This is a genomic window from Micromonospora aridisoli, assembly GCF_056150025.1.
Map to the genome: position 1 here is coordinate 351,699 of NZ_JAXCFK010000007.1, position 22,275 is coordinate 373,973.

Genomic DNA, 22,275 nt, shown 5'->3' on the forward strand with positions numbered 1-22,275 from the left:
CGAGCCCGCGGACCCCGCGGGAATCACGCCCCGTCTGGCAAACTGCTAACCGTCTGCGCGCTGGCGTGGGGGGGGGCGTGCGCCCCCCACCACGACGCGTTCTCGATTACCACCCACTGCTCCTGACGACGAGGTTGGACAGATGACGGACGCCACGGTCAGCATCCCCGTGACCGCCACCGGGCTCGAACCGGCCCCGGAGCCCGCGAGCAGGTCGCGTGCCCAGAACCGCAAGGCCCGAAAGAACGCAGCGAAGGATCCCAAGCGCAAGATCACCTGGGACCTGGTCTGGGCGCAGCGAGCCCTGCTCGCGATGGCCGTCCCGCTGCTGCTGTACCAGATCCTGTTCAAGTACGTCCCGGTCTACGGCTGGGCGATCGCCTTTCAGGACTTCAAGCCGGCTCGCGGCAGCAGCCCCTGGCCGGGTCCCCGCAGCCTCTGGAACCAGCAGTGGGTGGGCCTCGAGAACTTCTACAACCTGTTCACCGGTGTCATGGGTGAGCGGTTCATCCGGGTCGTGATCAACACGATAGGACAGTCGGTCCTGACCCTGACCGTCGGTACCCTCGGGGCCATCGTCCTAGCGCTGCTGCTGAACGAGGTCAAGAACCTGCCGTTCAAGCGAGTCCTTCAGAACATTACCTACATGCCCCACTTCCTCAGCTGGGTGATCGTGGCGAGCATGGCATCGGTGGCGCTCTCGCTGCCCTCCTCCGGCGGGTTCATCAACCAGGGCCTCATGAGCCTGCACATCATCGACCAACCGATCCTGTTCCTGACCGAGCCGAACTACTTCTGGGGGATCGTCGCCGGGACGAACCTGTGGAAGGAGCTGGGCTGGAACACGATCATCTACCTGGCCGCGATCACCGCGATCGACCCGAGCCTGTACGAGTCCGCCGAGGTCGACGGAGCAGGCCGCTTTCGCAAGATGTTCAGCATCACGCTCCCGAGCATCAGGCCCACGATCGTCGTGCTGCTCATCATCAACAGCGGCTGGATCCTGTCCACGAACTTCGAGCTGCCGTACTTCCTCGGCAACGGCCTGGTGTCCGACAGGTCCGAGACCATCGACGTCTTCGTGCTGCGCTATGGCTACGAGCTGGGCAACTACAGCCTCGCCATCGTCGCGGGCATCTTCAAGACCATCGTCGCCGTCATCCTGGTGGGCGCGGCGAACCAAGCGGCCAAGCGCCTCAACCAAGAGACGCTGGTCTAGGAGGACTTCATGTCAAGCACCACTGTCGCGAAGCCTCTGGCGCGGCGCGCATCACGGGGCGGGTCACGGCGTCGCAAGTGGACGACCGAGCGGATCATCTTCACGACGCTCAACACGACCTTCCTGCTGGCCCTCGCGGCGGTCATGGTCTACCCGCTGCTGAACACGCTCGCCATCTCCCTGAACGACGGCATGGACGCCGTCCGTGGCGGGATCGGCATCTGGCCTCGGGACTTCTCGCTGCAGAACTACAACGTCGTGTTCAACATGCACACGATCTACCAGGCGTTCTTCATGAGCGTCCTGAAGACGGTCGTGGTGGTGGTGACAAACCTGTTCTTCACCTCGATGCTCGCCTACGCGCTCAGCCGCACAGAGTTCATCTTCCGCCGCCCGATCACCGTGATCTTCGTGCTGACGATGTACTTCGACGCCGGGCTGATCCCCAACTACCTGCTCATCAAGGACCTGGGCATGCTGAACACCTTCCAGGCCTACTGGGTGCCGACGATCATCAGCGCGTTCAACCTGATCATCCTGCGCACGTACATCAAGTCGATCCCTGAGGAGATCATCGAGTCGGCACGGATGGACGGTGCGGGCGAATTCCGCACGTGGTGGCAGATCGTGATGCCGCTGTGCAAGCCCGCGCTGGCCGTGGTGGGTCTGTTCGTGGCGGTGGGCAGCTGGAACGCCTGGCTGGACACCCTGCTCTACGCCTCGGGCAATCCGGCGTTGACCACCTTGCAGTACGAGTTGCAGAAGCTGCTGTCGAGCTCGATGAACGCCGGCGTGAACTCCGTGGCCGCCACAGGCGCCGCGGCCTCTGGCGGGCAGGTCACCACACCGATCGCGCTGCGGTCGGCGATCACCATGGTGGCGGCCGTCCCCATCCTGTTCGTCTACCCGTTCCTGCAGAAGCACTTCGTGTCCGGTCTCATGATCGGCTCCGTGAAGGGCTGATCGCGTCGGCCTCCCGCCCACCGCAGGAGGCCGACCCCGTCCTCAGGACCCGCAACTGCGCACACTGAAAGGGCCCCGACCATTCTCCGTTTCAACCCCGCGTCGCGACTGTGGCGCATCCTGGACTCGCTCGGCTCCATCATCGTGATCAGCCTGTTCTGGCTCCTGAGCCTCGGCCTTGTCGTGACGGCGGGAGCGGGAACGGTGGTCGCCTACGAGGTGTGCCGCCGGTACGTCCTGGGCAAGGACGGTGGCGTCCGGGCCATTGCTTCGAAGGCCTTGCGGCAGAGCTGGAGGCAGGCGACCGTCGTCGGTCTGCTGGCCGTCCCGGTCGCGGCCGTCGGCATCCTCTCGCTCTCCTACCTGCCCACTCGCGGGCTGGCCGAGGTCTGGGTGCCGCTCATTGTCGTCGGACTCTTCCTCCTGCTCCTGGTCTTCTGGTGCCTCCCCCTCGTAGCCCGCTTCACCAACCCCACCTGGCGCCAGGTGTTCAACGGGCTCACGTTGGGCCTGACGACGCCCAGCCTGACGTTCCTGCTCGGGATCGCCGTGGTCCTCGGGGGCGTCGTCATCTGGAACTTCATGCCCGCGGTGTTCGTGGCGCCCGGCCTGATCCTCCTGTGGTGGTGCTACCTGCTCGAGCGGTTCTTCGTCGCCCGGGGGTACGTGCAAATGGAGCCGAAGGAGGCAGAGGCCTGACGCTCTCCAGCCGTGGACCTGAGTTGTCTCGTGAAGCGGCTCGCGGCGATCTTGTACACAGAACGGTGGGGGTGGACCAGCTTCGGTGGCCTGGGCACCGACGTATGGGAGGTGCGAGTGGGACGGCAGGTTCGCCGGTTCCGGCACACCCCTGACTGGACGTTTAATCCACGCTCGTGGCGAGAGCGGCGGATTCGTATATCGATTCTGATGACCGGGCGGGTCCTAAGGGACGTCTCGTAACTGGGTGAAGGAGTTGCCCGACACCGGCCCGGTGGTCAGCCGGCGGGGATGATGTTGTGGAGGTTGGCGATGCCGGAAGCGGCGTCGGCCAATGTGTGGGCGGCACGGCGGTAGTCGCGCAGGATCGTGAAGCACTTCATCCTGGCCAGGGCGTGTTCGACCCCTGCGCGGACGGTGCGGTGTTCGACGTTGAGTGCTTCTTTCCAGGCGGGCAGGTCGGTGCCGTCGGCAGGCTTGCGGTACGGCATGATCACCTCGGGGTTGCCGCGGTAGCCGCCGTCGGCCATCACCGGCCGCCCGTCCAACTTCTCGGCGATGCCGGAGGTGCGGCAGACGATGGTGTCGTTGCGGTTGCCGGGCTGCGGGTCACCGACAGCGATGACCAGGCGGGTGCTGGCGTCGATGGCGACCTGCAGGTTCGTCGAGTACCGGTAGTTCTTGCTCCGGGCGGCCAGGCGATGGTCGCGGGTGGGGACCAGCGTGCCGTCGACGATCGCGATCTGCTCGACCGGCCGTTTGCGTACCGGCGCCAGGGCCAGCAGAGGGGCGAGGGTGTCGATGACCCGGTGCGCCGCGGAGTGCGACACCCCGAACAGCGGGCCGATCTGGCGCATCGTCAGGTTCGTGCGCCAGTACGCGGCGACCAGCAGCACCCGATCCGGCAGGTCCAGGGCCCACTGCCGGCCTGGCCGGCCATCAGCGATGCCGTCACCGCCACGCTCGGCGACCAGCCGGACCAGCTTGCGGAACTGGGCGGGCTGCAGCCCGGTGAACGGAAAGATCCACTCCGGGCGGGCTGCCGTGATCACCTGCACCCAGGCATCCTGCCCCCACCCTCCTCAACAGACAGACACCAGGGTTACGAGACGTCCCTTAGCTGGGCCGGGCGGGGACGTTCTCGGGCGGCGGGGGTGGTTCGCTTGGACGGAACCGAAAGTCTGTTGCCGGCGACTATGAGTTCCGGGACGCTGGTGGCATGACGTTCTGAGGGAAGCACCTTCGTCGCCGCCACGCCATCGCGATCGGCGGCCGTCCATCCCCCCTTTGGCGAGAAGCGAGCGTTGTTGTCCGTTAAGCCTTTCCGGCAGGAGTCCCTGCCGGCACCTACTCCTGCCACCGTTACCGTCTTCGCCTCCCCGGCCAGCTGGGTCGAGTCCGACGCCGTCGACCAGTGCCACCAGGTGGCCACCCTCGACGGCATGCTCCATGTCGCCGGCATGCCGGACCTGCACCCCGGCAAGGGCGCCCCTATCGGCGCCGCCATGACCTCGACGGTGCTCTACCCGCACCTGATCGGCTCGGACATCGGCTGCGGCATCGCCGTCTTCCCGATCGCGCTGAAGCGGGTCGTGCCGGAGCGGCTCGCCGCCCGCTTTCCCGACCTGGACCGCCCGCTCGACCCGGATCGGGACGAAGACGACCCGGCCTGGTCCGTGCTGGACGGTGACGTTCCCGCCGGCCACCTCAACGGTCTCGGTACCGTCGGGCGGGGCAACCACTTCGTGGAGCTGGCCCGCGTCGGCGAGATCCTCGACCCAGGCCACGCCGCGCGGCTCCAACTCGCCACCGGCGACACAGTTCTCGTCGTGCACAGCGGGTCGCGCGGCCTCGGCGAGCGGATCCTGCGTGAGCACACTGAGCTGCGAGGCGCCGGTCCCGCCGACGACCCGGCCGGGTACCTGGCCCGACACGACGACGCTGTGCGCTGGGGTTCGCTCAACCGGCGGCTGCTGGCCGCCCGGACCGCGATCGCGCTGGGCGCCGAGCCGACAGCACCGATCGTCGACCAGTGCCACAACCTGGTCGAGGTACGCGACGGGCACTACCTGCACCGCAAGGGCGCGGCCCCGGGCGACAGCCGAGACGTGCTCGTCGCCGGCACCCGCGGCACCCCGTCATACCTGGTGGCCGCGCACGCAGGCGCGCAGGCCAACCACTCGGTGGCACACGGGGCGGGCCGCAAGATGTCCCGGGCCGACGCGCTGCGCCGGGGCCGGGCCAAGCACACGGTCGACGAGCTGCGCCGCACCCTGGTGGGTTCGCTGGTGGTCTGCGGCGATCGGCAGCTGCTGTTCGAGGAGGCGCCGGCCGCGTACAAGCGAATCGAGCAGGTGATCGCCGACCTGGTCGGCCACAGGCTGGCAACCCCGGTGGCGACCACGGTCCCACTGGTCACATACAAGACGCCGGACGTGGGGGCCGCGGCCCGTAGCGACCGGCGACCCGAGCGTCGGCAGGCCGAGCACCGGCGGCGGGGGCGGCGGTGACCCCGCACCTGCTGCTTTCGGCGGGCCGGGGCCCGCAGGAGTGCGCATGGGCGCTGGCTCGGCTGCTGCGCCGACTGGACGCCGACGCCACCCGGCACGATGTGGGCGTAGTACGGCTGGAAAGCGTCGTTGGCGACCGGCCCGGCACCTACCGGTCAGTTCTGATCCGGCTCACCGGTGCAGGTGCGGAGACGTTCGCCGCCGCCTGGACCGGGACGTTGTGCTGGCAGGCGCCCAGCCCCTACCGTGCCGGCCACGGCCGGAAAAACTGGTACGTCGCCTCCCGGCGCTGCGAGGTCGACGCCGCGGTCAACCCGTTCACCGAGGCCGACGTAAAGGTGGTGGCCGTACGCACCGGCGGGCCCGGCGGCCAGCACCGCAACAAGGCCAGCACCGCAGTGCGGGCCACCCACCGCCCGACCGGCACCGTCGTGGTGGTCGACACCGAGCGGCAGTTCGGCCTCAACCGGAGCATCGCGCTGCGGCTACTGCGGCAACGGCTCGCGGCCGGTGACGAGGCGGCCAGGCGGGCGGTCGTTGCCACCCGATGGCGCGTCCACGACGAGCTGGTCCGCGGCGATCCCGTGCGCATCGAACGCCCCTGACCGCCCTTCGCGCCCCCGCCCACGGGACGACACACAGAGGCGTCCTGAGCCTCTCCCGACTGCAACGCGCGTCGCTCTCACTGTCATCGCCACCACCCTCCGTAACTCGCTCCAGGAACACCCCCGTTACCTAATGAATCCCGAACGGCCCGCCGAGGTCTGCGGGATGCCTGCCCGTTACCTGACCCTGGAGGTCTCCAAAAAGATCGGCAGCGTGGGCTCGGCGAGCCGTTCGTGTGGTGGTCCGGCTCGCTGAGTACACGCCTGCACACCTCTGGACCGAGCCAGGTCTCGTGCAAGACCGGCGGACCTCGGGCGGGGCCGGACCACCTCGTGACCTTGGGCAGGATGTTGATCGTGGTTGCAGCCCGCCCGCACGGCGAACACCTCGCATACCGGGAGCCGACGAGCTCTGACTGCGAAGACCGGGACCGTGCGGGTCGCTGGGATCGCGAACGGCTCATGGAGGGTAGGCCACAGAGCCTCGTCATTAGGGCGCCGCGCGTTTCCGCCAGGGTTGCATGCCCGATGGGCAGGCGAGGGAGGAGTAGGAGTTGGCGGTTTACTGCGGCATCGACTGGTCGGAACGGCATCACGACGTTGCCCTGGTCGACGAGCACGGTCGCCTGGTCGCCAAGGGTCGTATCGGCGACGACTTGGACGGATTCACCACGCTGGTCGAGATGCTGGCCGCCGCCGGTGACAACGCCGAGCAGCCGATCCCGGTGGCGATCGAGACCCCGCGTGGACTGCTGGTCGCGGCGCTGCGCGCAAGCGGGCGGCGGGTGTACTCGATCAACCCGATGGCGGTGCTCATTGAGCGGTGTGCGCCGGATCAGGTCGCACTCGATCAGCGCGACCGGCGAGTCACCCGCTCCTTCGAGGCGCTGGAGCAGCTCACCGGCCATGCGACGCAGGACGGGGCCTACTGGCCACCGCACGACATGCCGAACGGCCGCCAGCAGAATCCGGTTCTCGGGGATGTCCGCGGTGAAGTCGTCGAAGCGGCACGGCACTGGCCAGGAGTCCCACGGCCGTGCGGCCAACTGCTGGACGTCCATGCGTCCGCGGATCACCGGGAGTCGCTGGTCGACAGCACGGTAGCCGTGGACGAGCCCTCGGCGGGTCGCCCCGTTGATCGCCCGTAGTACCCACCTTGGTTATGCCAGTAGAAGCGAGTGATCACAACGAAAGCGTGCCCGCTGCGGTGTAAGTCGTGGTCGGTTCGCCGTACCGCGTACCCATGCCCCGGGGGAAGCTCAGGGAACTCGCCGTCGCGGCCGGGTGACCTGGTGCGGGCTTCGCCGACTGTTGATCGCCGAGCGCGACGACCGTGACCACGTCTTATTCGTCGTCGTGAGTGTCGGGCGTTATCTCATTGGCGTGGTGCTGCGGTGCGGCTGTGCGGACGTGTGCGCGTTCGCCCTGTTTGCCGACGAGGCTGAGGAACTCGACGGGTCCCGCGCTGGTGGCTCCGAACCAGTGGGGGGTGCGGGTGTCGAATTCGGCGGCCTCGCCGGGTCCGAGGATGAGGTCGTGCTGTCCGAGGACGAGGCGGAGTTTGCCGCTGAGGACGAAGGCCCAGTCGTAGCCTTCGTGGGTGCGTAGGCGGGGTTCGTCGTCGTCGTGTCCGGCGGGCAGGACGAATTTGTAGGCCTGGATGCCGCCGGGCCGGCGGGTCAGGGGCACGATCGTCCTGCCGTCGGTGGTGGGTATGGGGCGCATGTTGATGCGGGGGTCACCGGTCTGCGGTGCGTCGACGAGTTCGTCGAGGGTGACACCGTACGTACGGGCCAGCGGTAGCAGCTGTTCGAGGGTGGGCAGCCGGAGGCCGGCTTCGAGCCGGGACAGTGTGCTGATCGAGATGCCGGTCTGCTCAGCGAGGTCGCTCAGAGTGATGTCGCGTCGTTGGCGGAGCTGCTTAAGTCGTGGTCCGACGGCGTCGAGGGTGTGTTTGGTCGGGTCTTCCATGCCGCCATTTTTCCATTCGGCAAAAGTCTTTGCCACATTTCTGGCTAGTCCGCATGCTCGATGAGCCAGGTGCCGAAGGCAACTGTGCGGGGAAGACCTGGACCGGGCCGTGGCGGCATGCGCCACCACGGCCGGCAGTGAGGGAGACGTTCGATGACGCACGCGTTCGACAAGCCGTACTGGGACCAGATCTGGCAGAGCGACCGGGCCGCGGCCATGGCTGCCGGACAGCCCAACCCACATCTGGTGCGCGAGGTCGGCGACCTGGTGCCCGGGACGGCCCTGGAAGCGGGCTGCGGTGCCGGAGCCGAGGCGATCTGGCTCGCCACCCGAGGCTGGCAGGTCACCGCCGCCGATATCGCCGCCGCAGCGCTCACCCGCGCGGCGGAGCGCGCCACCGCTGCTGGCGTCGACGCGAAGGTGGACTGGGTCGAGGCAGATCTGTCCCAGTGGGAGCCGGACGCCCGGTACGACCTGGTCACCACACACTATGCGCATCCTGCGATGCCCCAGCTGGACTTCTACGAGCGCATCGCGTCCTGGGTCGCTCCCAGGGGCACGCTCCTCATCGTCGGTCATCTCCACCACCACGATCAAAATGCCGCCTCCGGGCATGGGCACGGGCACGGGCACGGCGGGACCGAGCCGCCCGCGGCGGCCTCGGTGACAGCAACCGACATCACGACCCGCCTCGATCCGAGCGTGTGGAACGTCGTGACCGCCGAGGAATCGCACCGAAACCTGACCGGCCCCGGCGGCCAACCGGTTTCCCTCCACGACGTCGTCGTCAAAGCCAGCCGCCGCTAACCCCTTCCCCCTGACAACGCCGGAGCCGGTCGGCTCCCGGCGTGCTTCGCCCTGCCCTCACAAAGGAATCCCATGAGCATCAACCCGGCCATGGCCGGTCACGCCGACCCCACCATCGACGACCCCCGGCGGCGCCGCACGATCCTGATCGCGGTCTGCATCGCACTGATGGCCGTCACCGCCTCGGTGACAGGTCTGAACGTCGCCCAGCCCGAGCTGGCCGTCGAGTTCGGTGCCTCGCAAAGCGAGGTGCTGTGGCTCATCAACATCTACACCATGACGCTGGCCGCCCTGCTGCTGCCGCTCGGGGCGCTCGGAGACCGGCGAGGACGCCAGCCCATGCTGCTGATCGGTCTGATCATCTTCGGCGTCGCGAACGTGACCGCCGGCCTGGCGGCCTCCACCGAGATGATGCTCGCCTCGCGGTTCCTGTCCGGTATCGGAGCCGCGATGATCATGCCGGTCACGCTTGCCGTGATCACCTCGACCTTCCCGGAAGAGGAACGCTCCAAAGGCATCGGGGTCTGGACCGCGGTAGCCGGTGGCGGCGGCATCCTCGGCATGTTCCTGTCCGCTCTGCTCGTCGACGTAGCCAACTGGCGGTGGCTGTTCGTCCTGCCCGTCGTACTCGTCCTGGCCGCGGTGGTGCTGACCGTACGGTCCGTTCCGAACTCCCGCGAGCACATCGAGCACAGCTTCGACACCGTCGGATCGGTGACCTCGGTCGCCGCCGTGCTCGCCCTGATCTACGTCCTGCACGAAGGCCCGGTGACCGGGTGGACCGAGCCCGCGACGATGATCGGCCTCGCCGGCGGTCTGCTCGCCATGATCGGCTTCATCATGTGGGAACTGCGCCACCCCGCACCGCTGCTCGATATCCGGCTGTTCGGCAAGCGCGGCCTGGCCAGCGGGTCGCTCGTGCTCCTGGCGGTCTTCGGAGTGCAGGCGGGGATCCTCGTCGTGCTCTTCCCGTTCCTGCAGGCAGTGCTCGGCTGGTCCGCGCTGCAAGCGACCTTGGGGATGATGCCGATGGCACTGGTGATGATGTTCTCCTCCGCCCTCGCTCCCAAGGTCAGCGCTCGAATCGGAAGCCGCTCGACCATGGTGGCAGGCATTCTCCTCGGCGGCGCCGGCCTCGCCCTGATGGCGATCCTCGTCTCCGTCGGCGGCGGCTTCCTCTCGATTCTGCCCGGCATGCTCGCCATGGGCTTGGGCATGGGCCTGTCCATGACACCCTCGACCGAAGCGATCACCGGCTCGCTGCCACGTGAAAGCCAGGGCGTCGCCTCCGCGCTCAACGACGTGACCCGAGAGTTCGGCAACGCCCTCGGCGTCGCCCTGCTCGGCGCGGTCCTCTCCGCCGGCTACCGCAGTGCGATCGATCCCCGGCTCACCGGGGTGCCCGTTGAGGTGGCCGACACCGCCCGCGAAGGCGTCGCGAACGCCGTCGCCATCGCCGGCGACGCCGGACCGCAGACCGGAGCGCTGCTGCGGGCCGCCGAGCAATCATTCGTCGAGGGTTGGCAGCACTCCATGTGGGTCGGAGCCGGCGTCATGGCCGCGCTCTTCATCTACGTCCTCGTCCGAGGCCCCCAACAGGTTGCAGCAGCCGACGAACGAGCCGAGACCAACTCGGACGTCCCTGACATGATCACCAGGTAACGCTGACAAATTCGGTCAACTCCAGCGCAGGTCTCACCTGCGCTGGAGTCGCCTATTCCACCGACCCCCGGTAGGCCTTTGCTCAGCTTCGAGCCCGACCCCCGTGAAGCATGAATGGCTATGTCCACGACGAGATGGGCCCCGTCGCTGGATCGAGCCGTGACGCGCGCTGACCTGCATGTTGTTCATCAGTTCGGGTCCCACCTCGGTCCGGAGGATTCGATGTTGCCAGTTTCGGCCCCGCCCATACCGGTGGGAGCATCGGCTGGTCTGGACGGGGGCTCATCGATGCTGCCGATGTCGAAGGTTGACCTGTTCGCGATCCGCCGGGATGGGCGCTCACCCGCCTACGTCTCCAAGGCGGGACCCAAACTCGCGCACATTGATCATGACAAACGTTCAGCCCTGGGCCCGCAAAAGACGCCCAACGAGCCCCGTTCCTACGACCGAAGCCAAGGGCGCCTTCCCGATGCGGCCAGGAGAGACCGGCCGTGATGACAACGAGGTGATCAACGGCGCCCCGTTCACGCATGCCGCGCTGCGTTCGCCGTTGCTGGTAGGTCGCTGCGTCACCACGAGTCGCTATGGTCGCGTATGCCGCTGTTCGTAGAGGGCCTCAGCCTCGGGCGTGTGGGTCCATGACATGAGCACTTCGTCGACATCATCAGACGGCCCCTGGCCGGTTCCCAAGTTGACGTCCGACTCCATCACCGAGTCGCCGGACTTGCTGATCCCCATGATGCACACAGGCGATCTCGGGTTCCTGCCGGGAGAGCCATTCCATGAGTTCAGCCACGATCATAAGGACTCATATTAGGGGCGACCTCCAGAAGCAGATCAACGAACTCATCTGCCGCCGGGCCTGTCTCGCCAACGGCACCTCTCTGTGTCAAGGCGTTGGCAATAGAGAGGTCTCCAACTTGTTGAATCGGCAGCGGAGATCGGGGTCTGCAGCCATGATCTTCGAGGTTGTGGTCGGGGTCGCTCGGGAAACACCTGCCGCCCACGGGCTGGCCCCCTAACGGCCTGCGCCCCGGCCACGACCGCCGGCGAGAGTGGCTCGAGAGAGGTCTGTTTAGCCCGAAGTTGGTCTGCCCTCCTCGCCGGATCCCCCTTCCCCCGGCCCCCGAGGAGACCTCCGTGCCCTCCGCCCTGCCTTCAGCACCAGCTCCGGTCATCATCGCGGTTGATCCCCACAAGGCGTCCTGGACGGCTGTCGTGGTCGACAACCGACTCCAACCTCTGGCCGCGATTCGCGTCGAGGCCAACCGCGACGGCTATCGGCAACTACGTCGCTTCGCCAACCGCTGGTCACACGCCTCATGGGCGATCGAAGGCGCCACCGGCCTCGGCGCCACGCTGACCGCCAAGCTGGCCACCGACCACATCGACGTGGTTGATGTGCCCGCAAAGCTCGCCCGTCGCGTCCGGATGCTCTCGACCGGACACGGCCGCAAGACCGACCAGGCCGACGCACTGTCGGTCGGAATCGCCGCGCACACCGCCACCCGCCTCACCACCGCTGTCATCGATGAAGCGATCGCCTCCCTGCGATGCCTCACCGACCACCGCGACGACCTGGTCCGCACCCGAACCCAGACCATCAACCGGCTGCACGCGCTGCTCGCCCAGCTCATCGCCGGTGGCCTTCCGCGGGCGCTGACCGCCGAGACGCAGCCGCGGCGCTGCGCAGCATCCGGCCCCGCGCCGCGCTGGCCCGTACTCTGCGACAGGTCGCCGTGGACCTGCTCAGCGAGGTCCGCCGCCTCGACCGGCGCATCACCGAGGCAACAGCAACCCTGTCCGCCGCCGTCACCGCCTCAGGCACCACCCTGACCGAGCTGCACGGCATCGGAGACGTGACCGCTGCGAAGATCCTGGCCCGCGCCGGCGCCGTCAGTAGATTCCGGTCGGAGTCCGCCTTCGCCTCGTACTGCGGCGTCGCGCCGATAGAAGTCTCCTCCGGTGACATCCAACGGCATCGCCTATCGCGCGCCGGCGACCGGCAGCTCAACTACGCCCTGCATGTCATGGCCATGGCCCAGATCAAGCGAGCTACCCCGGGCCAGGACTACTACCAGCGGAAACGAGCCGCCGGCAAAACCCACAAAGAGGCCATGCGCTGCCTCAAGCGCCGCCTCGCCGACGTCGTCTATCGCACCATGATCAAAGACACGGAGACCTCTCTATTGCCAACGCCTTGACACAGAGAGGTGCCGTTAGATCCACACGCCCCCCAACGGCGCCAGGTAACTGATGTTCCCCGGGTTTCTCGGAGCCGTGTTGGTTGGCGTCAGGCTGCGGATAGGGCGATCGGGTGGAGCTTCTCATACTCGATCGGGGTGAGTATGCCCAGTGAGCTGTGGCGGCGTTGTCGGTTGTGGAAGATCTCCAGGTATTCGAAGATCGCGTTGGCCAGTTCGATGCGGGTGCGCCACTTCCGGCGGTTGAGTAGTTCGGTCTGCATGCGGCCCCAGAACGACTCGATCATGCCGTTGTCGTAGCAGTCGCCGATGGATCCCATTGAGGGTGCCAGGCCAGATTCCTGGACTCGGCGGGTGAAGGCCCATGAGGTGAACTGCACTCCGTGGTCGGAGTGGATCACGGTGCCGGACGGTTGGCGGTTGCTGATGGCCATGCTCAGGGCGTTGGTCACCAGCGTGGCTGTCTGCGTGGCATCGATGGATCAGCCGACGACTTTGCGGGAGAAGGTGTCCAGCACGACCGCGCAGTACACCTTGCCCTCGCGGGTCGGGTGCTCGGTGATGTCGGTGACCCACAACTGGTTCGGCGACGATGGGGCGAAGTCGCGGTTGACCAGATCACTGGCAGTCGGCGTCTGGTGCCTCGGCCGGGGACGGCGACTGCCGGGCAGGCCGTGGATGCCGGCACGGCGCATCAGCATCTCCACCGCGTGATAGCCCACGACGAGTCCGCGGCCTATCCGCAGTTCGGCGTGCACCCGGCGGGAACCGTACGTGCCGCGGGATGCCGCATGCACCGCGCGGATCTGTTCGGTCAACCACGCGTGACGCAGCGCCCGCTGCGATGGTGCTCGGTTGCGCCAGGCGTAGTACTCCGACGCCGAGACCACGAGCACGCGGCAGCAGATCTCAACGGGGAGTCCCTCAGCGGCCATCCGGTGGATGACCGCGTACCGGTCTTTTGGGGGCACCACCTCCTTGAGCAGTTCAGCCGCGTGGCGATGCACCGCCAACTCAGTCTCCAACTCGGCGATACGCCGTCGAGCCGCGACCAGCTCAACCTGGTCGGCAGAGGTGACACCCGGCATCTGGCCGGTGTCGATCAGCTCCTGGCGGCGCCAGTTGTAGATCGTCTGATCGCTGATCTCCAAGTCCCGGACCAACTCCGCGACAGACCGGCCGGCCTTGAGCAGATCGAGGACCTTGCGACGAAACTCGGGTGGATATCTCCTCGGCACGTCTCTCCTCAACGAGCGACGAGCCTGACGAGTCAACCAACCCGACTCCACCGAACCCGGGGAACATCAACGCAGTCCCGAACCGACTGCGGTTGCACTCCAGTGGTCCATGTTAGGTGATTGGGTTGGGGAATTCGGATATCGCTGAGGGCTTCGTCTTGGCTTGGCTGGTCTATTCCTGCTGGGAGAGGTTGGTGCTGACTCGTTCGAGGACTGGTTGTGTTGTCCGGTCCGCGAGCAGCAGGGCGGTCGCACCGACTGCTGTGAGGCCCGTGAAGATGCCGAGGCTGTAGAGGTTGAGCAGGTTTGCTGCTCCGAGCGTCGATCCGGCCGCGAGCCCTGCGATGGCGGCTATTGCACCGAGGATGGCGGTTGGCAGGATCATCTCGCGACGTTGCGCGGCGAGTAGGACGGTTTGCGGGGTGCCGGCCAGATTGAGAGCGATCAGGGTGTCTCGCTGGTCGAAGATACGTGCGATCGCACCGATGACCATGGAGGTGAGGGCGACGAGTGCGGCGATCGGCAGGACGAGGAGGCCGATGACGACTCCGTCTCGTACCAGCCACATTGTTGGTAGATCCTCGGCCAACCTCATTTCGGGGCCCCAGAGGCCGGCCTGGATCATGGCGGTGCGAGCGCGGTCCTGCTCAGTCGAATCGGGTGTGATCAGTGAGAGCGTGGCCCAGTTGTTGTCGAGCCAGGACGGCGGTGCGGTCGTTTCGACGGTCGCGTGGATGTCTGCGGTCCGCAGCACGGCGTCGGCTTTGCGGGCGGTGGCGTCGACGGAGCCGGCGGGTATGACGACCTCGAGTCGGTCTGCGCTGGAGGCGTATTGGCCGGCGTTGCCGAGCCCGACCGGGAGTCCGGCGGCGGCGAAGCCAGCGATGAAGGAGGCCAGTGTCATGCCCGCAACTGTCCGCCAGGCGCTTCGTGGGCTGTCTGACAGGCGCCGTCCGGCGAGGAAGGTCGCCGGCCCGCGGGCGCGGCTGGCCAGGAGATAGCCGAGCCCGGCGACGATCCAGGGACCGGTCGATAGCAGGCCCCAGCCCAGGAACACCACGGCGGTGAACCCGACGCTGACGTAGGTGTTGCTGCTGCGTAGCCAGAACAGTGCCACGGCGGCGCCGATGAACACGACACTCCACCAGCGCGTACGGGCCGAATCGCGACGAGCTCGCCGGTAGGTGCCCAGCGGGTCGCGCACTGCCGGCAGGAGCCCGGTCAACGCGCTGAGGGTCAGCACACCTACCACCGCGGCCACCGTGGCAACGGTGAGTGGTATTCCGGGCTTTACGTCTGACGGGAACCAGTCACCGCCCTTGATCGGCACTTGAGACGCCAGCGGCAGCAGAACTCGATGGAGCACAGCACCGCAGACCGCCCCGATGCCGGTGAACGTCGCCAGTTCGACGATCGTGAGGCGGGCCACCTGTGAGGTGGTGGCGCCGAGCAGGCGTAGGGCCGCTAACCGCCGGTGCCGGCGTCCGGCTATCAGGCGGGAGGCGAGGCCGCCGAGACCGGCGAGCGGAAGGGTGGTCAGGACGATGACGAGTAGGGCTATGTCGCGGTAGGTGGTCTGGTAGATGTCCGGCGTGGTCGACCAGCCGTCGATCCTGGTCGGTGTCACCGACGCGGTCGCGTTCCACTGGTGGCGTTGCCGATCGTTGGTCATCGAGGGATCGTTCGGGCTCCGGCCGACCACCGCGACGAGTTCGTCGGGATGCTCAAGGGTCGCCGGGACGAGTTCGGCGGTGACCGGGCCGGGGAACCTGTCGGCGAGTTGGTCCGCCGGCCGGTCTGCCATCAGTTCGGCCAGAGCGGGCGAGGCCCACACCTCGCCCGGCGCGGGGAACCTGCCCATACCCGGCACGGCGGGCGGACTCTGGGTCAATGTGGCGAGTTCGATGACCGCCAGCGGCTGTTCTGCGACGTAGTCGGTGTATCCGCCCTGGATCGCCGTGGGCTCGTTGGTCGCCGCGTCAGGCGTGCGCCATGTCGTCCGATCCGCTCGATTGTCCAACCCCTGCTGCAGGCCGAGCAGGAGCAGCAGGACGAAAGTGATGATCCCGCCGGCCACGATCGGCAGGCCGACCTCAAGACGGGCGGACCGCCCGCCACCGCGCAACAGGCGCAACCACAACCCGCGCATCAGTCGGCGCTCCCCGCAACGGACACGGTCCGACCGTCGACCACCCGAACGATCCGGTCACAGCGGTTGGCGATCCGCTCATCGTGGGTGACGAGGACCAACGCCGCCTGCCGGTCCCGCACTGTTGACACCAGCAGTGACATGACGTCGTCGCCGGTCTGCGTGTCGAGCGCGCCGGTCGGCTCATCGGCGAACACCACCGCAGGTTCGACGACCAGGGCACGAGCTATCGCAACCCGCTGCGCCTGACCTCCCGACAGCTCGCCCGGGCGGCGCCGCTCGAGGCCGTCGAGGCCGAGTGCCGGGAACAGTTGCCGTGCACGCGAGACAGCCTCGCGGCGGGGCGTACCTGCGAGCATCAGCGGCAGCGCCACGTTCTCATCGGCGGCCAATTCCGGGAGCAGCCCGGGAAACTGGAAGACGAACCCGAAATCGGACCGTCGCAGCTCGGCCCGTCGGGCGTCCGGGAGCCTGTTGACACAGACCTTGTTGAAGAACACGTCCCCGCTGTCGGGAGTCATGACACCCGACAGACAGTAGAGCAGTGTCGACTTTCCTGACCCGCTCGGTCCCATGACAGCGACCGACTCTGCACGGCCGACCGCGAGTGAGGCCTGGTGCAAGACAGTGTTACGACCGTAGTTCTTCCTGAGCCCTGCTCCGGACAGTACCGTCGCGGACGGCGTCGTCTCACGATCAATATACGACATCTCGAACCCTAGCATCGGTAATCCAATGTGGACGTGTGGGGGGTATGGCTCAATGTGGGAAAGTGCTTTCTGGGTGGCAAGATAGGCCCGCTTGGTGCGTGTCCTACTAGCCTGCCTGGATGCGGGTGTTCTGAAATGCCGCGATCAACCATCCGTCGGCGCCCTTCGTCGCGATGAAGGTCTGCACCGAGTTGCCGCCGGTAGGAACGATCTTGCCCTTTGTGTGGAAGATCGCCACGACGGGCGACAGGAACCGAAAGTCGACGATCCGCGCTTCGACTCGGGTGTTTTTCAGCACTCCGTCGAAGGCCGGTTGGAGGAGATCGATGATTTCCTTCCGTCCAACGATGTGGATGCCGCGGAAGTCGATCAGGTCGGCGTCCTGGGTATGGAACGAGGCGTACGCCGTCGCGTCACCGCGCGCCCACGCGTCGTTGATCTGGTCGAGGAGGCGTCGAACGGCGGCTTCGTCAGCTGCGGCGGGCGCGGTCGTGGCGGGATCGTCGGAGGCGGTGGACGGCGCAGAGTTTGGCTTCTCCCTGCCGGTCGTTCCGCAGGCGGTCAGCAGGACGACGGCCGACAATGCAGCGGCTAGCAGGCCGAGGGCGGGACGTCTGACCTTCATGACGTGGCGGCACCTTCCATTTGACGATGGCCGGGTTCTCTCCCGGCGGGGATCTCATGCGTGCAGGAACCAGTCCAGCACCAATTGCTTAAAGCAGCTACTGCTTGAAGCAAAGATCGGGGGACACTCAGGGTGATCCCCGAGAGCTGCGGTGGCTGGAATCGGCGCCGGCTACCGGCGGGTGCCGCGACGCCGGGTTCCGTGTGCCCGCCCGCCGGTGCGCAACCGCGCGGTCTCGGCCTTGCTGTCCTCGCGTCCCTGCCGCAGGAACTCCAGCAGGAACCGCAGCTCGGCGTCGGAGTACCGGTCGATGCGCCGTTGCCAGCGGGTAGCCATGGGCCCGTAGAACTCCGCGATGTCAGCAAGGCGTTCGGGAACCAGGTGCAACAGGGTTCGCCGCCGATCAGTGGGATCCGGCTCCCGACGCACGTATCCGGCGCGTTCCAACCGGTCCACCAGGCGGGTGATCGCACTGGTGGTGACGCCCATCAGCTCGGCTAGCCGGCTCGCCACGATGGGTCCGGTCTCCAGCAGCGCGGCCAGCGCGTGTAGGTCGGTAATCGGCATGTTGAGCTGGTGGGCAACCGCGGCCTGAAACCGCACCGCGGCCGAGATGTACCACGGCATCTCCTCCACCAGTGCGCCCATGAGCTCCTTGCGGCTACTCACTGTCCGCCACCTCCTTCCATCCGTGTACCGGCTGCGCCTAGACCGTAGCGATCAGACCCGGGAGCAGCGGGTTGTGGGCGTTCGTCGAGGTGCACGTGATCGGCGGTGTCGCAGACCTCACGACCTGCCGCCAACGCAGTCCAACTCGATTTCTGCGCCGACTTCCCACACCCACGATGCGGCAGAACAGCGCACCGCGCGAATGGCTTAGGGCCAGCGTGACAGGAGACCACGGGTGGTGGGATCTTTGGCGGGTGATGGAAGTTGCGCGGCGTGAGCTGGACCGGATGCGGAGTTCCTCGACCCTGTGGCAGGAGTTGCGTTATGAGCGAGCCACAGGTGCCGACGGCTATGACTGCGACGGTCACGCGGCGCGGCGGGCGATGGTGTTGTGGGCGTTGCAGTACGACCGGCAAGTAGAGGATCTCCTGCTGGTGCGGTGGTTGGCCGAGCAGGAGGCGGTTTGCCGACGCGAGGCGCCGTTCCAAGGGCTGAGTGAAGAGACTGAGCTGGCCGGCTTCCTGCTCGCCGAGCCTCAACGCGTACAGGAATGTGTGGCTGCACTGGGAGATCAAGCGGGCCAACTTCGACACCTGGTGTGGCTACGACATCGAGCACCTGTCTGCCGCCGGGACGCAGGCCACGCTGGATCTCGTACGCGACAGCGAGCACGCCGACCGGGACGACGTTCTGGAGTACTTGCTGGACGATGCAGGCCAGCCCCTCGTGTCCGACGACGATGTGACGGAGTGGTTGCAGCGGGAGCGGTCACGTTTCCCGGTCGACCCGGCCGCCGAGAACCCGCTTCGGTGGGTGCACCGGGCCAAACTGACTGGTGACGGTGAGCTCGCGCGCCAGTGGCTGGCACGCTGGGCATCCGGTCGCCAGCGAGACAAGGACACACTGAGCCAGCTTCGATACCAGTTGGCCGATCTCGGAGTGTTCGCCGAAGCAGCCAAGGCCAAGCGGGAGAGCCTGGTGTACGCCGACAATCCTTGGGACACTGCTTCAGCATGGCAGTCCCTGGCGCAGCTGGAACGCCAAGCCGGCGGCCACTATGCCGCACGGGATGCGCTGCGTGAGTGCCGTCGAGCCCTCGATGGCCTGGACGGCGGTGGGCCTCGGTCGGATGTAGGTGGAGGAGCTGTTCCTCTTGGCCGGCGCCGCCGACGGCGAGTTGGCCAAGGTGGTGTTCATTTAGGCGGAAAGGCAGGCGCTCCACGTTCCCGGACTGCCCCTGGTTGTTCTGCAGGCCGCCGCCGAAGCCGCCGACAAGATCGTTGACCAGAACAAGGCGAAGCACTACCAGAAGCTACGCGACACTGAGCGACGGCGCATCGACGTCGAGATGGGCCGGGCCTGCTCCTGATACCGGCCATATTCCAATGCCAGACGCCAGCGGCCAGCACCGAAGCAACCCGCGAGGACAAGCGCTTCGCGGCATGAGCGTAAACCTGATCAACGCGTACAGACCGCACAGAAAGATCCCGAGGCCGGAGGTGTTCGAGTAGCCGACGACGGCCATGAACGTGAACACCAGAGGAGCGCGCGTGAGGACGTTGCCGCGGCCGGAGTCGCGGCGCCGAGGCTCCAGCGGGGTGCTGGGGCCTCGGCGCCCTTCGCCTTGCACGACTAGGGGGCGCTGCAGCCTGCGGGTGTTCGGCCGCTGGGGCGACCTTGGTCGATCAGGCCCGCAGGTGTAGGCGGCGGCGCCGTGTGACGAGCACCAGCGCGAGGCCGACCGCGACGGCGGCGGTAGCCGCGCCGACGAGCAGCATGGTGTTGTCGCCGGTGACCGGCAGGCCCAGGCCGGCGCTCGCTGACGCTGACGGCAACGCCGACGCTGATGCCGATGGCGAGGTGCTCGGCGAGCTCACGGCGACCTTCTTCGCCGGCACGAAGATCTGCGGCTCGTCGCTGTCGTCGACGCGGACCTGCGCCAGCGTGTGGGTCTCCTCGCCGTTCTCGCCGGCCAGGATCTTCCAGCCCGCCGGTGCGGTGAAGGTCAGCAGGACGTCGCCGACGGGGAGGCGGGCGAAACGGAACAGGCCCTTGGCATCCGTGATGGCCTCGGCGTACTTCGTCTTGCCGTCGGCACTGGTGGCGACGACCTTGACACCCGGGACGCCAGGTGTCCGGGGCGTCCACTCGGCGCCAGAGGACTCACCCTGGAAGACGTAGCCGCCGAGATCGTCGAAGGCGCCCCCCACCAGCAGCCGCACGCTGGTGACGTTGTCGGCGTCGTTGGCCTCACCGTTGTCGGCGGCAAGCGAGAAAGCGACGAATCCGTAGCCGGCCTTCCACGCCATGCGGTTGGTCTTGCCGGTGAGCTGAACGGTCTTGGTGGCGCCGACGGCGAGATCGAAGCCGGTAGACAGCACACCGTAGGCGACATCCTCGACGCCCTCGCTGTCCCCGCCGGTTTAGTGCACGCGCTTAGCGTCGACGGAGCTCTTGTTCTTCACCGTGACCGTGATGGTGAAGGTCTCGCCCTCGGCGTAGTTGGCCTTGTCGGCGGCGGAGCTCACCGCGATATCCGGCTTGGGGTCGGCGGCCAGGGCGCCCGTTACCGGGAGGACGGCCACGATCATGCCCACGAGGGCAGCGGCGGCAAGTTTGTGCATGGAGGTCTCCGTAATGGGAGTGGGAATCAGCGCGATGCTAGCGGCTGGGCGAGTCGCTCCGCTGTCCCAAGATCGAGACCGTGATCGGAGAGATATCCGTTCACGGTTGCTTGATGATCGAGTGAACGCTCATCGGCAGTTCGGGACGTCGTTGCACCGGTCAGAGAGCGCGAAGGTCTCCCTTGGGCGACGCACACGGACGGCGGCATGTCCGTGCACCTGATGAGGCGCCGGGCACAGCAGGGGACCCAACCCCTGGCGATCAGGCCCCAAACAGGAGCATGCGTCCGATCGTCGGGCGGACACGATTCGGCCCGCTTGCCCGTCGCGACTGCGAGGGCTGCGCGTGGAGCGCGGGCGCGTCGAGGAGGTGTTGCGCCATCACAGTCGCCCGCTAGTCGCTTCGCCGTCCACCCAGATGAGTATGTCGGCCATCCGAGTGAGCGGCATCGGACGGCCATGAATCGGGTACTGCGCGGCGATCGGCGCCATCCAATGCTGGTTGGCAGCGAGATCGTTGCGCATACAAGCGCGGATGACGCCAGCCCACTTCGATCCATAGAAGTTTTTGACGCGTGTGTCAATGATCGGAATGTTGGGGGACAGGCGGTGCAGCACCTTTGAGACGGTGACAGCGGTCCAGGCGCGGGGCTGGCCGTCACGGTAGGGACCAAGTCCATACGCGAGCTCGTTGGCCTGGCGTAATAGCGGCATTGCCGCCTGGTCCGCTGTGCATACTTCGAGCGGCGGCAACGCCTGAGCTGCCGCTAGCGCGGCATCGAGTGCCGAACGGAGCGACGCAAATCGCCCGCCGCTCGCAAACAACGGTATTACGTCCTCCCATCCCAACCGCAGGCTGAGCAGGTTGGCCATGAGGATGTCAGCTGGCGTGATCGGGTCCCCATGCACTGGCGCCCGGTCGTAGCTAGCAAAGGCGTAGTGCCTCGCCGGGTCGGTGTACTCGTCGAGGTACTGCGGGACCCGAGGATCGTCGTCGCGGAACTCGCTGATGGACCGATGGTGGGTCATGTCAGCGAGCGTAGGCCAACCGGACCGGTCCGTCGCTGTCGCCCACCGCGAGCAACAACCTTGTCGTATCTGAGCTCCAGATCGATCGCTGACCGCCAGGCCCCGAGAGTTTCGGTGAAGACAGAAGGCAGGCGTTGTGCCACTAGGGGCATCACTCATTGCGAAGGCACGCGATCATCGGCACGACCGAGCGCTCGACCTGCCCCGATGTCTGTCATGCAACGTAACGCCCGGTTGGCGGCAGATTAGGATGCACCTATCTCAACTAACGCGCTCCGTGCCCTTATTAGGGGTAGCTATCCTTGTGAAGATCGCCTGCCGACGAGCCTGCGTCCAACAGATCGACTGCTTCCCTGACGATGGCCACGAACTCGTCCGGTGGGATCTTCGCGACGAAGACCTTGCCCAAGTCATCCGGAAAGGGATGGCTCGCCCGCCAGAACTGGAAAAGGATCACTAGTTCATCGTCCAGATAGGCGTACGCCGAGACATTGAGCGCTTTCCATCTGGGGTAGCGCGAGCGGGTCAGGCGTTGGGTGTCACTCGCGGGTGAGTCCCGGTGGCAGCGCGTCTTCGTCGGGTCGGACCCGG

At 66.9% G+C, this 22,275-nt stretch carries 19 protein-coding genes and 4 pseudogenes; 11 read left to right on the plus strand and 12 right to left on the minus strand.

The features are described 5' to 3' along the window. Window positions 1-142 precede the first annotated feature (142 nt). From SM447_RS17670 to SM447_RS17680, 3 genes are all read left to right on the plus strand, one after another. Entirely contained in the window at window positions 143-1,219 is a 1,077-nt protein-coding gene (locus SM447_RS17670; protein ID WP_474573906.1) for an ABC transporter permease, read from the plus strand. Between the two features lie 9 nt (window positions 1,220-1,228). Beyond that, complete coding sequence (locus SM447_RS17675) at window positions 1,229-2,182, plus strand: carbohydrate ABC transporter permease (protein WP_474573907.1); 954 nt, start codon at window positions 1,229-1,231, stop codon at window positions 2,180-2,182. 144 nt (window positions 2,183-2,326) lie between these two features. Next, window positions 2,327-2,881 carry a YesL family protein gene (locus SM447_RS17680; protein ID WP_474573908.1) on the plus strand — a complete coding sequence of 185 codons (555 nt, stop codon included), beginning with the start codon at window positions 2,327-2,329 and terminating at the stop codon, window positions 2,879-2,881. A gap of 278 nt (window positions 2,882-3,159) precedes the next feature. Here SM447_RS17680 and SM447_RS17685 read toward each other — a convergent pair whose 3' ends face one another. Then, window positions 3,160-3,939 (minus strand): transposase family protein, encoded by a 780-nt coding sequence (locus SM447_RS17685; protein WP_474573909.1) that lies wholly within the window; start codon window positions 3,937-3,939, stop codon window positions 3,160-3,162. Window positions 3,940-4,188: 249 nt separating this feature from the next. On the opposite strand from SM447_RS17685, the gene SM447_RS17690 reads away from it, so the two are divergent. The 3 genes and pseudogenes from SM447_RS17690 to SM447_RS17700 all read left to right on the plus strand — a co-directional run. Then, window positions 4,189-5,391: an RNA ligase RtcB family protein gene (locus SM447_RS17690; RefSeq protein ID WP_474573910.1), complete on the plus strand. Its 1,203-nt coding sequence runs from the start codon at window positions 4,189-4,191 to the stop codon at window positions 5,389-5,391. Continuing rightward, window positions 5,388-5,996, plus strand: coding sequence for a peptide chain release factor H (prfH, locus tag SM447_RS17695; RefSeq protein WP_474573911.1), 609 nt, complete (start codon window positions 5,388-5,390; stop codon window positions 5,994-5,996). The genes SM447_RS17690 and prfH overlap by 4 nt, the downstream gene beginning before the upstream one ends. Window positions 5,997-6,550: 554 nt before the next feature. Next, window positions 6,551-6,805, plus strand: a pseudogene (locus tag SM447_RS17700) (IS110 family transposase); the annotation flags it as partial. 54 nt (window positions 6,806-6,859) lie between these two features. Here SM447_RS17700 and SM447_RS17705 read toward each other — a convergent pair. Beyond that, a pseudogene (locus SM447_RS17705) lies at window positions 6,860-7,135 on the minus strand (5-methylcytosine restriction system specificity protein McrC); the annotation flags it as partial. 205 nt (window positions 7,136-7,340) lie between these two features. Beyond that, complete coding sequence (locus SM447_RS17710; RefSeq protein WP_474573912.1) at window positions 7,341-7,967, minus strand: helix-turn-helix domain-containing protein; 627 nt, start codon at window positions 7,965-7,967, stop codon at window positions 7,341-7,343. A gap of 153 nt (window positions 7,968-8,120) precedes the next feature. Between SM447_RS17710 and SM447_RS17715 the strand changes: the two genes are divergently transcribed. From SM447_RS17715 to SM447_RS17730, 4 genes are all read left to right on the plus strand, one after another. Next, a complete protein-coding gene (locus SM447_RS17715) occupies window positions 8,121-8,774 on the plus strand; it encodes a class I SAM-dependent methyltransferase (RefSeq protein ID WP_474573913.1) in 654 nt (217 codons plus the stop codon). Between the two features lie 72 nt (window positions 8,775-8,846). After that, on the plus strand, window positions 8,847-10,436 hold the full coding sequence (locus tag SM447_RS17720; protein ID WP_474573914.1) for an MFS transporter: 1,590 nt from the start codon (window positions 8,847-8,849) through the stop codon (window positions 10,434-10,436). Window positions 10,437-11,654: 1,218 nt separating this feature from the next. Continuing rightward, on the plus strand, window positions 11,655-12,272 hold the full coding sequence (locus SM447_RS17725; protein ID WP_474573938.1) for an IS110 family transposase: 618 nt from the start codon (window positions 11,655-11,657) through the stop codon (window positions 12,270-12,272). Beyond that, a complete protein-coding gene (locus tag SM447_RS17730; RefSeq protein WP_474573915.1) occupies window positions 12,176-12,640 on the plus strand; it encodes a transposase in 465 nt (154 codons plus the stop codon). Before SM447_RS17725 ends, SM447_RS17730 begins: the two co-directional genes overlap by 97 nt. A gap of 89 nt (window positions 12,641-12,729) precedes the next feature. Here the strand turns inward: SM447_RS17730 and SM447_RS17735 are convergent. The 5 genes and pseudogenes from SM447_RS17735 to SM447_RS17755 all read right to left on the minus strand — a co-directional run bounded on the left by SM447_RS17735 (window position 12,730) and on the right by SM447_RS17755 (window position 18,031). Beyond that, window positions 12,730-13,878: pseudogene (locus tag SM447_RS17735) on the minus strand (IS3 family transposase). A 172-nt stretch (window positions 13,879-14,050) separates the two neighbouring features. Continuing rightward, window positions 14,051-15,550: an FtsX-like permease family protein gene (locus SM447_RS17740; RefSeq protein ID WP_474573916.1), complete on the minus strand. Its 1,500-nt coding sequence runs from the start codon at window positions 15,548-15,550 to the stop codon at window positions 14,051-14,053. Window positions 15,551-16,026: 476 nt separating this feature from the next. Then, window positions 16,027-16,752, minus strand: a complete 726-nt coding sequence (locus tag SM447_RS17745; RefSeq protein WP_474573917.1) for an ABC transporter ATP-binding protein — start codon at window positions 16,750-16,752, stop codon at window positions 16,027-16,029. A gap of 91 nt (window positions 16,753-16,843) precedes the next feature. Next, the gene (locus SM447_RS17750; protein ID WP_474573918.1) at window positions 16,844-17,362 is read right to left on the minus strand and encodes an SgcJ/EcaC family oxidoreductase; all 519 of its coding nucleotides are present in this window, start codon (window positions 17,360-17,362) and stop codon (window positions 16,844-16,846) included. A gap of 171 nt (window positions 17,363-17,533) precedes the next feature. Continuing rightward, window positions 17,534-18,031 (minus strand): MarR family winged helix-turn-helix transcriptional regulator, encoded by a 498-nt coding sequence (locus SM447_RS17755; RefSeq protein WP_474573919.1) that lies wholly within the window; start codon window positions 18,029-18,031, stop codon window positions 17,534-17,536. Between the two features lie 495 nt (window positions 18,032-18,526). Between SM447_RS17755 and SM447_RS17760 the strand changes: the two genes are divergently transcribed. Next, complete coding sequence (locus SM447_RS17760; protein ID WP_474573920.1) at window positions 18,527-19,315, plus strand: hypothetical protein; 789 nt, start codon at window positions 18,527-18,529, stop codon at window positions 19,313-19,315. A gap of 401 nt (window positions 19,316-19,716) precedes the next feature. On the opposite strand, the gene SM447_RS17765 is transcribed toward SM447_RS17760, so the two are convergent. The 4 genes and pseudogenes from SM447_RS17765 to SM447_RS17780 form a co-directional block, all read right to left on the minus strand. After that, window positions 19,717-20,412 (minus strand): carboxypeptidase-like regulatory domain-containing protein, encoded by a 696-nt coding sequence (locus tag SM447_RS17765; protein ID WP_474573921.1) that lies wholly within the window; start codon window positions 20,410-20,412, stop codon window positions 19,717-19,719. Window positions 20,413-20,454: 42 nt separating this feature from the next. Continuing rightward, window positions 20,455-20,655, minus strand: coding sequence for a hypothetical protein (locus SM447_RS17770; RefSeq protein ID WP_474573922.1), 201 nt, complete (start codon window positions 20,653-20,655; stop codon window positions 20,455-20,457). A gap of 381 nt (window positions 20,656-21,036) precedes the next feature. Next, window positions 21,037-21,684 (minus strand): DUF6308 family protein, encoded by a 648-nt coding sequence (locus tag SM447_RS17775; protein ID WP_474573923.1) that lies wholly within the window; start codon window positions 21,682-21,684, stop codon window positions 21,037-21,039. A gap of 286 nt (window positions 21,685-21,970) precedes the next feature. Beyond that, window positions 21,971-22,275 (minus strand): annotated as a pseudogene (locus SM447_RS17780) (hypothetical protein); the annotation flags it as partial.